Here is a 12,093-nt window from a genome sequence, read left to right as displayed (position 1 = left end):
GTGATCCGGCATGCGAACACCATCGGCGGCGGGATCAGGTTCGGCTGGAAGCGGCCCAGCAACGGGCGGACGCCTGCGGACCATTCATGGACCGATGAGCCCATCGATGCTGCCCGCGAAGCTCTGATCTGCTGGAATGCGTAGGTCGCACAGGCCCTCCGGAGCCGTGTGCGCAGGTTCGAATCCTGCCGGGGGCACCCGAAATTTAGGCCCTGACCAGCGGAAACGCCGGTCAGGGCCTTTCCTGTGCATGCCAAAACAGCAACGGCCTACCTCGCCGTGATCGCTACACCACCTGGATGCTCCGACCTGGATCCTTGCAGTCCAAGACCAATGAAATCCCATTTGTCCGATCCCGTGGAATTGCTCTGCCTGGGACATACGCGGGACGCAGTCACGTAATGGGGTTTTCCGCAAAAGGCAGCCCTCGCTCACCTGCATGTTTGCATCCAGGACAACGAGAAAGGCACCCGTCCCAGCAGGCCGTTTCACTTTTCTGGGCCGGAGCTGGCCTCGTCTGTGAGGTGGGCGCCACCAGGCAGGAGGCAACCGGCCGAGTGAGCTGCACGAGTTTCGTAGAGTCCGGTGATCTTGTTTCAGGCGGACTGCGGGGTTTGCTCCTGGCTCCGCCAGAAGGCTTCCTCGTACTCGGCGGGCGGTACGTAGTCGAGTGCGGAGTGGAGGCGTTCTTCGTTGTACCAGGTGATCCACTGGAAGATCGCCCGTTCGACCTGGTCGACGTCTTTCCAGGGGCCCTGCATCTCGATCAGCTCGGCTTTGAAGGTGCCGTTCAGCGCCTCGGCCGTCGCGTTGTCATACGAGTCCGCGACGGAACCGACCGACGCCGAGGCGCCGATGTCGGTGAGCCGGTCGGTATACCGAATTGACACGTACTGCGAACCGCGGTCGCTGTGGTGAATGAGGCCGGAGCCCTTCTTGATCCTCCGTCTCCACAGGGCCATCTCCAGGGCGTCCAGCGGAAGTTCGGTCCGCATGTGGTTCGCCACCTGCCAGCCGACGATCATCCTCGAGTACACGTCCAGGCGCCCAACACCGTTCGGGGCGTTCGGCTGAGCATGGGTTCTGGGGACAGGACTCGCTCCCGCTCAGTCTTTAGGAACGGTTCGACATGGCGGGGCGGTTTCGGGCTTATGCGGAGCGAGTGTTGCGGGGGATGAGACGGGATGTCCCGTAAGGCTGTCGGTTGCCTGCGAATCGGGTGGTGGGTGGTAGGGGTCACAGACTGGGATGGGCAGGGGCGTTGAGAGTGGGGTGAAACGGAAGGGGCGCTTCATCGTGGACGCCGTGGAGACCGCGGAGGGGGCTGGTGGGGCTGACGCGACGCCGTCGGTCACCGGGCCTGTCCTCGACGGGATCCCTCGGCCGCCCGGTGCGGCGCCCGTCCGCCCCACCCCGTCCCCACGCCGGCGCACGCTCCCGCGCCCCTGGCGACTGGTCCCCGCTCCCCGGGGCACGCCCTTCACCTTCTCGTACGCGACCGTCCTGGTGATCACCTCGATCGTGGCCGAGTACGCCGACCCCGCCCTGGTGCACGCCCTGCACCAGGGGTCCAGCACGGACGTGGCGCACTTGGTGCAGAGCCCTGTGCTGGTGCTGTTCGCGAGTGCGCTGTGGGTCGCGGGCGGGATCGGTTCGCCGTACTTCCTCGCTTGTCTGCTGGTCCTGACCGCGCTGGAACGCCGGATCGGAGGGTGGCGTACGGCCGGGGTCTTCCTGCTGGGGCACGTACTGGCCACGCTCGCGACCGAGGTTCCGGTGGGCCTGGCGGTGGCGGTCGGTCACCTGCACGGGACCTCCCTCCACCGTCTCGACTACGGGATCAGCTTCGGGGTGGCGGCGAGCGTCGGGGCGTTGGCGGGGGTGCTGTCGCCGTGGTCGCGGTGGCCGATTGTGGTGTCGGTCGGCGGGATGCTGGTGGACGACCTGATCGCCTTCACGGATCCGATGACGAACTGGGGGCATCTGCTGGCGCTGGCGATCGGGGTCGCCATGTGGCCGGTGATGCGGCGCTGGAGGGCTTAGGCGGCTCGGGCCGCCACGACGGCCGCGTAGCCGCCGGCCGTGTCGAGCGCCTCCAGCGGGCCGAGGAAGGCGGCGCGGCCGGAGGAGGGGACGGCCACGTCGCCGCAGGCGCCTCAGGTTCTCGGACTGGGGGAGCGCGACGTTGCCACCGCGAGCAACTGCACACCTAGGGATCGCGCCGGCTTCGGGCTACGGCGCCTTGATGCTGCCGGTGTGCGTGCCACGCCCCGCGGCCCAGGCGTGATCCAAACGACAGGCCCTGGCGCTAGTACCCGACCGGTTCCTGATCAGGGGCAGCCGTAGGCCTCCGGAGGGGGTTGTGCGAGTCGCTTCCACGAGCGGGTCGGCCTTTCCTCCGTAGCTCGCCGCCCCGCGGAGCAGCGGTGTACGCCTCGCCTCGGGTCAGCCTGTGAACCTCGCGCTCGTCAGTGGTGCCGTCACCGTCCAGCCCAGTGACTCGTACAGGGCTCGGCCCTCCGGTGTGCCGCCCAACACCCCTGTCTCCGCTCCTTGTTCGAGGGCGGCCCGGGTGAGGGTGTGCATCACCAGTGTGCCGAGGCCGCGGCGGCGGTGGTTCGGGGACGTTTCTATCTGGTCGACGACCGCGGTCGCCCCGGTGGGGGCGATCTGGCCCCGCGCGGCCCAGGAGCCGTCCGGCGCGGCGATGAGCGCGCGGGTCACGCCGCCGCGGGACCAGGAGCGCAGCCGGTAGCCGTCGGGCAGGGGCGGGGCGGCCTCCCGCGCCGTCAGGTGTACGGACATCAGACAGCCCGGCTCGGGATCGATCCACCAGCCCTCACCCAACCAGGGGGCGACCCGTTCCGGTTCCTCGAAGATCTTCAGCCACACCCCAGGCCCGGTCACGGCCTGTGCCACCTTCCGGACCGTCGCCTCCTCGACCCCGCCGCGCGTCGCGCCGAAGACGTGGCGGGTCACGTGGGTGGGGGTTCCCACGTCGATCGTGCAGCCCCAGGGCTCCACCATCGGCGGTGCCGCCCCGCGCGAGACGACCCATCCGTCGACCCAGGCCCGCACGATTTGGTCCACCTTGCCACCCCGTGGTTGTAGATTGTAAGAGATGAATGTGCCTAGAGGGTATTACGTGCGTGGCCCCATGGGGGTCGCCGCGGTGATCGCCCACAGCGAACGCCGTCAGCCCCGGGGAACATCTCGACGCTCATGTGCATTGAGTCGACATAGCTCAACTTGACTGCCGAGGGAGAGATCATGGCTTCGACGTCCGCACCGCTCACCCTGCCCGTACTGCCGCTCGACGAAGAGGTCGTGCTGCCCGGCATGGTGGTGCCGCTGGACCTCAATGACACGGATGTACGGGCCGCGGTGGAGGCAGCTCAGGCGGCGGCGCGGACGGAGCCCGGGAAGCCGAAGGTGCTGTTGGTGCCGCGGGTCGACGGGGCGTACGCGAGTATCGGCGTGCTCGGAACCGTCGAGCAGGTCGGGAGGCTTGCCGACGGGGATCCGGGGGCGCTCGTCCGGGCCCGCAGCCGCGTGCGGATCGGGGCCGGGACCACCGGGCCGGGGGCCGCGCTGTGGGTCGAGGGGACCCGGGTCGAGGTGAGCGTGCCCGAGCCGTTGCCCGGGCATGTCGCCGAACTCGTCAAGGAGTACAAGGCACTTGCCACCAGCTGGCTGCGCAAGCGTGGTGCCTGGCAGGTCGTGGACCGGGTGCAGGCCATCGACGATGTGTCCGCGCTCGCCGACAACTCCGGGTACTCGCCCTTCCTCACCACCGAGCAGAAGATCCAGCTGTTGGAGACCGGCGACCCGATCGCCCGGCTGAAGCTCGCCACGCAGCAGCTGCGCGACCACCTCGCCGAGCAGGACGTCGCGGAGACCATCGCCAAGGACGTCCAGGAGGGCGTCGACAAGCAGCAGCGGGAGTTCCTGCTGCGGCGTCAGCTCGAAGCCGTGCGCAAGGAACTGCGCGAGCTGAACGGGGAGAAGGAGGGCGAGGAGTCCGACGACTACCGGGCCCGCGTCGAGGCCGCCGACCTGCCCGAGAAGGTCCGCGAGGCCGCCCTCAAGGAGGTCGACAAGCTGGAGCGGTCCAGTGACCAGTCACCCGAGGGCGGATGGATCCGGACCTGGCTCGACACCATCCTCGAACTCCCTTGGAACGAGCGGACCCAGGACGCGTACGACATCCAGGGCGCGAAGGGTGTTCTCGACGCCGAGCACGCCGGTCTTGAGGACGTGAAGGAGCGCATCACCGAGTACCTCGCCGTGCGCAAGCGGCGTGCCGACCGGGGGCTGGACGTCGTCGGTGGGCGGCTCAACCAGGGGGCCGCGCGAAGCGCCTCGGTTGAGGGTGGTGGTGGGCGACGGGCGGGCGGTGCCGTGCTCGCCCTCGTCGGGCCGCCCGGTGTCGGCAAGACCAGCCTCGGGGAGTCCGTGGCGCACGCCATGGGGCGGAAGTTCGTACGGGTCGCGCTCGGTGGCGTGCGCGACGAGGCGGAGATCCGCGGGCATCGGCGTACGTACGTCGGGGCCCTGCCCGGCCGTATCGTGCGGGCGATCAAGGAGGCCGGGTCCATGAACCCCGTCGTCCTGCTCGACGAGATCGACAAGGTCGGGTCCGACTTCCGGGGCGACCCGGCGGCCGCGCTGCTCGAAGTGCTCGACCCCGCCCAGAACCACACCTTCCGGGACCACTACCTGGAGGTGGAGCTGGACCTGAGCGATGTCGTCTTCCTCGCCACGGCCAATGTGCTGGAGGCGATTCCGGAGGCGTTGCTCGACCGGATGGAGCTGGTGCGGCTGGACGGGTACACGGAGGACGAGAAGGTCGTCATCGCCCGGGATCACCTGCTGCCGCGGCAGTTGGATCGGGCCGGGCTCGGCGCCGACGAGGTCGCCCTCGACGAGAGCGCGCTGCGCAAGCTCGCCGGTGAGTACACGCGCGAGGCTGGTGTGCGGAACCTGGAGCGGGCCGTCGCGCGGCTGCTGCGCAAGGTGGCCGCCCAGCACGAACTGGGCGAGCGGGAGCTGCCGTTCACCATCACGGACGGCGATCTGCGCGGCCTCATCGGGCGCCCGCACCATGTGCCCGAATCGGCCCAGGATCCGGCGGAGCGGCGTACGGCCGTGCCGGGTGTCGCGACCGGGCTCGCGGTCACCGGGGCGGGTGGCGACGTGCTGTACGTCGAGGCGTCGCTGGCCGATCCGGAGACGGGCGCGGCGGGGCTGACGCTCACCGGACAGCTGGGCGACGTGATGAAGGAGTCCGCGCAGATCGCGCTCTCCTTCCTGCGCTCGCACGGCGCCGAGCTGGAGCTGCCCGTCGCCGACCTCAAGGACCGGGGCGTGCACATCCACTTCCCGGCGGGGGCCGTGCCCAAGGACGGGCCGAGTGCCGGTATCACCATGACGACGGCTCTCGCCTCGCTCCTCTCCGGCCGGCTCGTGCGTACGGACGTGGCGATGACCGGTGAGGTCTCGCTGACCGGGCGGGTCCTGCCCATCGGCGGCGTCAAGCAGAAGCTGCTCGCCGCGCACCGGGCCGGCGTCACCACCGTCGTCATCCCCAAGCGCAACGAGCCCGACCTGGACGACGTCCCCGCCGAGGTCCTCGACAAGCTCGACGTCCACACCGTCACCGACGTCCGCCAGGTCCTGGACCTGGCCCTCGCCCCGGCGGAGGTGGAGGTTCCGGTCGCGGCGTGAGCGGCTTCGCCCCGAAGGCTCCGGTGGCGGAGTGACGGACGCCCACCGGATGGCGGAAGGCCCGGGTCCCTGCGGGACACCGGGCCTTTTCGCCTGTCAGCGGGGGCCGGGGTGCGGCTGAGGTCGGTCCGCGCCTGCGAAATACTGACGTCGGCAAATCCAGACAAAGCGAGAACCCAGACAGAGCGACAACGGAATCAGGAGCTGATGTGCACGACGAGGGCGGAAACGGCGACGGGAGCGGTGCCGGGGCCGGCCTGCCGACGGGCGGCATGGACCAGGCCTTCCTGGCGCTGGAGCGGGAGCTGACGGTCCTGCTGCGGCGCGCCCGCGCCAAGTCCGGCGAGATGGCCCGGGCGGTCCACCCGGACCTGGAGTCCGCCGCGTACGGTCTGCTGGCCCGCCTCGACGAGGCCGGTCGCCTCCGCGCCACCGAACTCGCCGCGTACATCGGCGTCGGCAAGGCCACCATGTCCCGCCAGCTCCGCGCCCTCGAACACCTTGGCCTCATCGCCCGCGAACCCGACCCCGCCGACGGCCGCGCCTGGCTCGTCCACCTCACGGACGAGGGACGCGCGCGATTCCGGGCGGTACGGGACGCGCGGCGCGTGGCGTACGTACGGCAGCTGGCGGGCTGGGACCGCGACGAAGTGGCTGAACTGGCGCGGCTGCTGCACCAGCTGAACCGGGGAGCGGACGGCTGACGACCGGGGGCGCCCCTCACAGCTCCGCGAACACCACGCTCGAGTCGTCATGCGTCTTGCTCGGCCCCAGGAACCGCCGCTCGACATCGGCCCGTTCAAGCTCCCGTACGCGGTCCACCAGCGCTCCCGCGCCCTCCTTTCGTATGAACGTGAAGCAGTCCCCCCAGTCGCCCTCCCGGAAGCGCTCGACCCATCGGGTCGCCCCGTCCGTCAATGCGGCCAGGGCCCGGACCTTCTCGCGAGGGACCGTCCCTGTCACCGCCCGGACGGCCACGGACGGATCGGCCGCCGCCGTCCAGAAGCCGCCCTCCTTGTTCCGGACGGTGGAGTCGGCGATGGCGGCCGTGGCGAGTGAAGCCCGCGGGAGTCGTGACAGGCGGTCGTCCAGGACCGCCGTCACCGATCCGTCCGGTGCCTCGAACAGCAGGGCCGAGTCCGACAGCACCAGGTACTCCACGGCCGTGGCCGACCAGCGGGCGAGGACCACTGTTGCCTGTGGAGTTCTTGGGTGAGAAAGGTCACAGGTTTGCGTATGCGCCTCAGCGGTACGAGAAATGGCCTGTGAGAGGACGTCAGGCAACGGCGAATCCCGCTGCGAAACGGACAGTTCGGTCAGGGTACCGCCGAGACGGGAGCTGAACCATGCGACCGAATGTCGACAGCCGTAGTCGGTGGGCGGTGGTGTCACGCCGTCCAGGAGGACCAGGGTGCCGCCCTGCCCTCCCGCGGGAAGCGCGACCGCCGCGAAGTCCTCGTTGGGGCCGGTCGGGTCGCCGGGCTCCGAGACGAGTTCAGTACGCATTCGGCCAGTCTGCACACACCCTCCATAAGATCCACGAAAGGCCGACAATGGTTGCCGTGCGGCCCGGACCTTCCAGGCCGGGCGCCGGGTTTGGCATGGAATGATCGTGAGCGGTGAAGCGCGGCGGCGAATACTGTCAAAGCGCGTCGCCGACGTCCAACCGGCCCCCGGCCCGGGGCGTTGGCGCGAGCCGGAGGAACTTGCCCGCCAACTCCCCGGGGATGTTCACTCCTTCGGGTGGCGGGACTGACGATGCGGGACCACTGCCCACCGGCACTGGGAGGGTCGGGAGCCGTACCGGGGGGACGGCCGTAAGTGACCAGTTGACGGAACGTCACCCGGGCCATGGGTACATCGAGTCAGGAATGCGAGCACCGGTGCAGAAGACGCGGCCTCGGCGCGCGGAGAAGAAGGCAGCCAAGAAGGCGGCATCGACGGCCTCCGCGGCCTCCCCGAACCGGCAGGGGCCGGTACAGCGGCAGGCTCCCACCGTCGGCACCGGGCGCAAGGCGCATGTACGCAACCGGCTCATCGTGGCCGTGGCCGTCGTCGCCGCCGCCATAGCGGGTGCCGGGGCGCCCTCGATCCTCGCCGCCTCGGAGCAACTGCACGACACCCAGAACCTGGTGACGCTCGCCGAGCGGACCCAGCAGACCCTCACCCTCGCCCACGCGCTGGGAGACGAGCGCGACGAGGTCACCGCCTACATCGCCGCCGGGCGGCCGGACTCGGCCGCGCCGAGCAAGCAGCACAGCGACCGCGTCGACCTCCAGATCGAGGAACTGAGCGCGGACACCGACACCTCCGCCGCCCTGCGCGAGGACATCCAGTCCATCGCCGGCGTACGGAAAGCGGCGCTCTCCGATGAGAGCACCGCTTTCGAAGCGCACCGGGCGTACACCGCCGTCGTCACCGAACTCCACGCCCTCGCCGAGGAACTGGCCGAGCAGCTCCCGTCCCGCGCGGGCGGCGGCGCATACGCCCTCGCCGAGCTCGACAGCGCCGTCCAGCAGGCCGCCGCCGCCCGCGGACTGCTCCTCGCCGCGCTCAACGTCCCGACGACCACCCAGACCGTCATCGACCCGGTCACCGGCCTGCCCACCACCACGACCGGCGCCTCGGCCGCCGACAAGAAGCAGCGCGACGCCCTCAGCGCCGCCGCCCAGCAGGCCCGCGTCCGCTCCGACGCCGCCCTCGCCCACTTCCGCGAGATCGCGCCCGCCGCCGCCCGCTCCTCGTACGACTCCACGGTCACCGGCCCCGAGGCGGACACCGCCGACACCTACCTGGCGAAGCTCACCGACGAGCCCACCCTCTCCGACAGCGAGGCCGGCACCAGCGCCAAGAAGGTGAACGCGGCGCTCTCCGCCCGCGTCGACCTGATGCGCGGCGCCGAGTCCTCCCTCTACGACCAGCGCACCAAGGACCTGGCCCAGCTGCGCGACGACGACGTCACCGCGCTGGAGATCCGCATCGCCGTCCTCGGCGCCCTGATGCTCGTCGCCGTCGGCATCGCCACCGGCATGGCCCGCTCGCTCACCCGCCCGCTCGCCGTGGTGCGCATCGGCTCGGCCCGTCTCGCGGGCGACCCGAGCACCGAGGAACCCATCAAGTTCACCGGCCGCAACGACGAGTTCGCCCAGGTCGTACGCTCCGTCAACGCGCTCCACGCGCACGCCCTCGCCCTGCACGAGCGGCTCGCGCCCCTGGAGGGCGACCGCAAGCACCTCATCGGCCAGCGCAAGACCATGGCCGACGACCGCGACCGGCTGCGCGCCGAACTCGCCGAGGCCACCGCCCATCTGACGCAGATCCGGCACAGCGTCCACGCCACCTTCGTCAACCTCGCCCTGCGCACCCTCGGCCTCGTCGAGCGCCAGCTCGCCGTCATCGAGTCGCTGGAGGAGCGCGAGCAGGACCCCGACCGGCTCGCCACCCTCTTCAAGCTGGACCACTTCGCGACCGTCATGCGCCGCCACAGCGAGAACCTCCTCGTCCTGGCCGGCCACGAGCATGTCCAGCACCACGCGGGACCCGTCCCGCTCGTGGATGTGGTCCGCGCCGCGGTCAGCGAGATCGAGCGCTACGAGCGCGTGCGCATCGCCGCCCTGCCGCCGGCCGCGCACGTCGCCGGGTTCGCCGCGGACGACCTCAGCCATCTGCTGGCCGAACTGATGGAGAACGGCACGTCGTTCTCGCCGCCGGAGATGTCCGTCGAGGTCTCCGGCTGGCTGATGGAGAACGGCGAGATCGCCCTCTCCGTCCAGGACGGCGGCATCGGCATCGCCGCCGAGCGGATCGCGAGGCTCAACTCCCGCCTCACCGACTTCGACCCCGAGGCCCCCTACGACCAGGAGGACGGCGAGGGGCTCGGCCTCGGCCTGTACGTCGTGGCCCGCCTCGCCCACCGGCTCGGCACCGGCGTACGGCTCCAGAAGCAGGACGGGGGCGGCACCGCGGCGATCGTCGTGCTCCCCAAGTCGCTGCTGGCCCCCACCCCCGGCGTACCCGTCGGCACCCCGGCCGGGCTCACCCACACCCTGTCCCTGCCGGGCGCCGTGGCCGAGGCCAACTCGGGTGCCTTGACCGGCCGTTCGGTCACCGTACGCGAGCCGGAGGGCGACGGGGACCCGCTCATCGAGGCGGCGGAGCGGGCGCTGCGGGCACGGGAGGCGGCCGAGACAGCGGGAACGGCCCCCGAGACCGCCGTACCGCAGGACGATCCCGAGCCCGAGGCCCGGCACGAGTCCGTCTCCGAGACCACCATGGAGCTCTTCGCTCCCGTGGTCCCGGAGGAGACCGCCGCCGACGAACCCGACACACACGAGCGTGCCGCGGACGAGGGGGACGCCGACGAGGGGGACGCGGCCCGCACGTCGGGCGAGGAGGCGCCGCGCCTCACCGACAAGGGCCTGCCCAAGCGCACGCCCAGGATCACCGCAGCCCCGTCCACGGTCCCCAGGCCGCGCGTCGGGGGCGTGAACGCCGAGGAGCTCAGGCGCCGGCTCGGCGGGTTCCACAAGGGGGCGAGGCAGGGGCGCCGGGACGTCGAGGCCGAGATCGCCGAGCAGTCGGGCGAGACACGGATGCCCGAGACGCATGAGTACCGGACAGAGGCAGTTGACACCACGGGGGGCACTTCCGAGGAGGCAAGCAGTTGACCGCGCCCAGTACCTTCGGCCTGAGCAGTGAAGCCCGCAACCTGCACTGGCTGCTGACCAACCTCGTCGAGGAGGTGCCGGGGCTGCTGTCGGTCGCGGTGGTCTCCTCCGACGGTCTGCTCCTCCTCTCCTCCGACCCCGGCAGAAACGCCGAGGCCCGCCGCGAGACCCGCGACGCACGGCCCCAGGGCCCCCGGGGTTCCGCCGCCGACCTGGCCACCATCGTCTCCGGCATCGGCAGCCTCACCATCGGCGCCGCCAAGCTGATGGAGTTCGGCGGGGTCAAACAGACGATGGTCGCGATGGACGAGGGCAACCTCTTCGTGATGTCGATCAGCGACGGCTCGCTGCTCGGTGTGCACGGCGCCCCCGACTGCGACATGAGTGTGGTGGCGTACCACATGGCGCTCTTCGTCGGCCGCGCCGGCCATGTGCTGACCCCCGAACTCCGCAGCGAGCTGCGCAAGTCGTTGGAGAGCGAGGCCCACAAGGAGACCGAGGCGGCCGGGAGCCGACGATGAGCGGCTCGAAGGGCACGCAGAAGAGTGTCCACAAGGGCGGTGCCTCGAAGCGGCTTCCGGTGCGCGGCGGGGACCGTAAACCCGCCCGCGTACGCCCCTACTCGCTCACCGGTGGCCGTACGCGCTTCGGTCATGTGCTGCTCGTCGAGACGTTCGTCGCCGTACTCGAAGCCCCGGCGGAGCGGCCGCAATTGGAGAATGGTTCACTCAACACCAAGGTGATGCCCGAGATGCGGGCCATCGTCGAACTCTGCCGCCGTATGCGGACGGTGGCGGAGATCGCCGCGCTGCTGAGAATGCCGCTCGGTGTGGTCCGTGTCCTCCTCAGTGATCTCGCGGACCAGGGAAAGATCCGTGTGTACGGAACAGGTCACGGACCGGGACAGCCGGACCGCGCTCTGCTGGAAAGGGTGCTGAGTGGACTCCGCCGTCTCTGACGCCGCCTCGCCTGGCGTCGCCCCCGACGCCAGGCCCGGCGTCACCCCGGGCGTCGACGACGCCCCCCGCGTCGATGTCGACGTGAACGCCCCTCGCGTCGACGTGCCTCGGCCCGGGCCGGAGCCCGCGGCCCAGGAGGAGCCCGAGGAGGAGCTGAAGCCCTGGCAGGCCGACCTCTCCAAGGCCCCGATCGCCACGAAGATCGTGGTGGCGGGCGGCTTCGGCGTCGGCAAGACCACCTTCGTCGGCGCGGTCTCCGAGATCACCCCCCTCAGGACCGAGGCGCTGATGACCGAGGCCAGCGCCGCCACGGACGACCTCTCCGTGACCCCGGGCAAGCTCACCACCACCGTGGCCATGGACTACGGCCGCATCACGCTCGCCGACGACCTGGTCCTCTATCTGTTCGGCACGCCCGGCCAGGAGCGGTTCTGGTTCATGTGGGACGACATGACGCGCGGCGCGATCGGCGCGGTCGTCCTCGCCGACACCCGCCGCCTCGGCGACTGCTTCCCCGCGCTCGACTACTTCGAGAGCTGCGGACTGCCGTACGTCGTCGCGGTGAACGCGTTCGACGGCAGCGAGCGGTTCGACCCCGAGGACGTCCGGGAGGCGCTGACCGTGGCCGCGCATGTACCTGTCATGATCATGGACGCGCGCAAGCGGGCCTCGGCGATGGAGACCCTGCTGGCGCTGTGCGCGCACGCGATATCCGTCACCCCCGAGTAGTCCCGGCCAGG

10 protein-coding genes are annotated in these 12,093 nt (G+C 70.6%); 7 read left to right on the top strand and 3 right to left on the bottom strand.

Annotated elements, in window-relative coordinates; translation table 11 throughout:
- Window positions 1–596: 596 nt before the first annotated feature.
- Window positions 597–995 carry an integrase core domain-containing protein gene (locus CES90_RS38170; protein ID WP_232791356.1) on the bottom strand — a complete coding sequence of 133 codons (399 nt, stop codon included), beginning with the start codon at window positions 993–995 and terminating at the stop codon, window positions 597–599.
- A gap of 253 nt (window positions 996–1,248) precedes the next feature.
- Between CES90_RS38170 and CES90_RS38165 the strand changes: the two genes are divergently transcribed.
- The gene (locus tag CES90_RS38165; RefSeq protein WP_373313382.1) at window positions 1,249–2,043 is read left to right on the top strand and encodes a rhomboid-like protein; all 795 of its coding nucleotides are present in this window, start codon (window positions 1,249–1,251) and stop codon (window positions 2,041–2,043) included.
- Between the two features lie 402 nt (window positions 2,044–2,445).
- Here the strand turns inward: CES90_RS38165 and CES90_RS38160 are convergent, their stop codons facing one another.
- Window positions 2,446–3,090 carry a GNAT family N-acetyltransferase gene (locus CES90_RS38160; protein WP_189783941.1) on the bottom strand — a complete coding sequence of 215 codons (645 nt, stop codon included), beginning with the start codon at window positions 3,088–3,090 and terminating at the stop codon, window positions 2,446–2,448.
- A gap of 180 nt (window positions 3,091–3,270) precedes the next feature.
- Here CES90_RS38160 and lon point away from each other — a divergent pair, with 180 nt between their 5' ends.
- Window positions 3,271–5,727, top strand: coding sequence for an endopeptidase La (gene lon, locus CES90_RS38155; protein WP_189783942.1), 2,457 nt, complete (start codon window positions 3,271–3,273; stop codon window positions 5,725–5,727).
- A gap of 209 nt (window positions 5,728–5,936) precedes the next feature.
- Entirely contained in the window at window positions 5,937–6,431 is a 495-nt protein-coding gene (locus CES90_RS38150; RefSeq protein ID WP_189783943.1) for a MarR family winged helix-turn-helix transcriptional regulator, read from the top strand.
- 16 nt (window positions 6,432–6,447) lie between these two features.
- Here CES90_RS38150 and CES90_RS38145 read toward each other — a convergent pair whose 3' ends face one another.
- The gene (locus CES90_RS38145; RefSeq protein ID WP_189783944.1) at window positions 6,448–7,233 is read right to left on the bottom strand and encodes a protein phosphatase 2C domain-containing protein; all 786 of its coding nucleotides are present in this window, start codon (window positions 7,231–7,233) and stop codon (window positions 6,448–6,450) included.
- 377 nt (window positions 7,234–7,610) lie between these two features.
- Between CES90_RS38145 and CES90_RS38140 the strand changes: the two genes are divergently transcribed.
- From CES90_RS38140 to CES90_RS38125, 4 genes are read left to right on the top strand one after another with little or no spacing between them, the layout of a single operon-like run.
- On the top strand, window positions 7,611–10,394 hold the full coding sequence (locus CES90_RS38140; RefSeq protein ID WP_229913921.1) for a sensor histidine kinase: 2,784 nt from the start codon (window positions 7,611–7,613) through the stop codon (window positions 10,392–10,394).
- Window positions 10,391–10,915, top strand: coding sequence for a roadblock/LC7 domain-containing protein (locus CES90_RS38135; RefSeq protein ID WP_189783946.1), 525 nt, complete (start codon window positions 10,391–10,393; stop codon window positions 10,913–10,915). The genes CES90_RS38140 and CES90_RS38135 overlap by 4 nt, the downstream gene beginning before the upstream one ends.
- Window positions 10,912–11,352 carry a DUF742 domain-containing protein gene (locus CES90_RS38130; RefSeq protein WP_189783947.1) on the top strand — a complete coding sequence of 147 codons (441 nt, stop codon included), beginning with the start codon at window positions 10,912–10,914 and terminating at the stop codon, window positions 11,350–11,352. Before CES90_RS38135 ends, CES90_RS38130 begins: the two co-directional genes overlap by 4 nt.
- Window positions 11,333–12,082: a GTP-binding protein gene (locus CES90_RS38125; protein WP_189783948.1), complete on the top strand. Its 750-nt coding sequence runs from the start codon at window positions 11,333–11,335 to the stop codon at window positions 12,080–12,082. The genes CES90_RS38130 and CES90_RS38125 overlap by 20 nt, the downstream gene beginning before the upstream one ends.
- Window positions 12,083–12,093: the final 11 nt, after the last annotated feature.

Source organism: Streptomyces capitiformicae (assembly GCF_002214185.1).
Classification (GTDB): domain Bacteria; phylum Actinomycetota; class Actinomycetes; order Streptomycetales; family Streptomycetaceae; genus Streptomyces; species Streptomyces capitiformicae.
This window is presented reverse-complemented; position numbering and strand designations above follow the sequence as displayed.

Excerpts from the sequence above, each read along its gene's own strand:
- CES90_RS38170 (WP_232791356.1), bottom strand. The coding sequence starts at position 995 with ATGCGGACCGAACTTCCGCTGGACGCCCTGGAGATGGCCCTGTGGAGA.
- CES90_RS38165 (WP_373313382.1), top strand. The coding sequence starts at position 1,249 with ATGGGCAGGGGCGTTGAGAGTGGGGTGAAACGGAAGGGGCGCTTCATC.
- lon (WP_189783942.1), top strand. The coding sequence starts at position 3,271 with ATGGCTTCGACGTCCGCACCGCTCACCCTGCCCGTACTGCCGCTCGAC.
- CES90_RS38145 (WP_189783944.1), bottom strand. The coding sequence starts at position 7,233 with ATGCGTACTGAACTCGTCTCGGAGCCCGGCGACCCGACCGGCCCCAAC.
- CES90_RS38130 (WP_189783947.1), top strand. The coding sequence starts at position 10,912 with ATGAGCGGCTCGAAGGGCACGCAGAAGAGTGTCCACAAGGGCGGTGCC.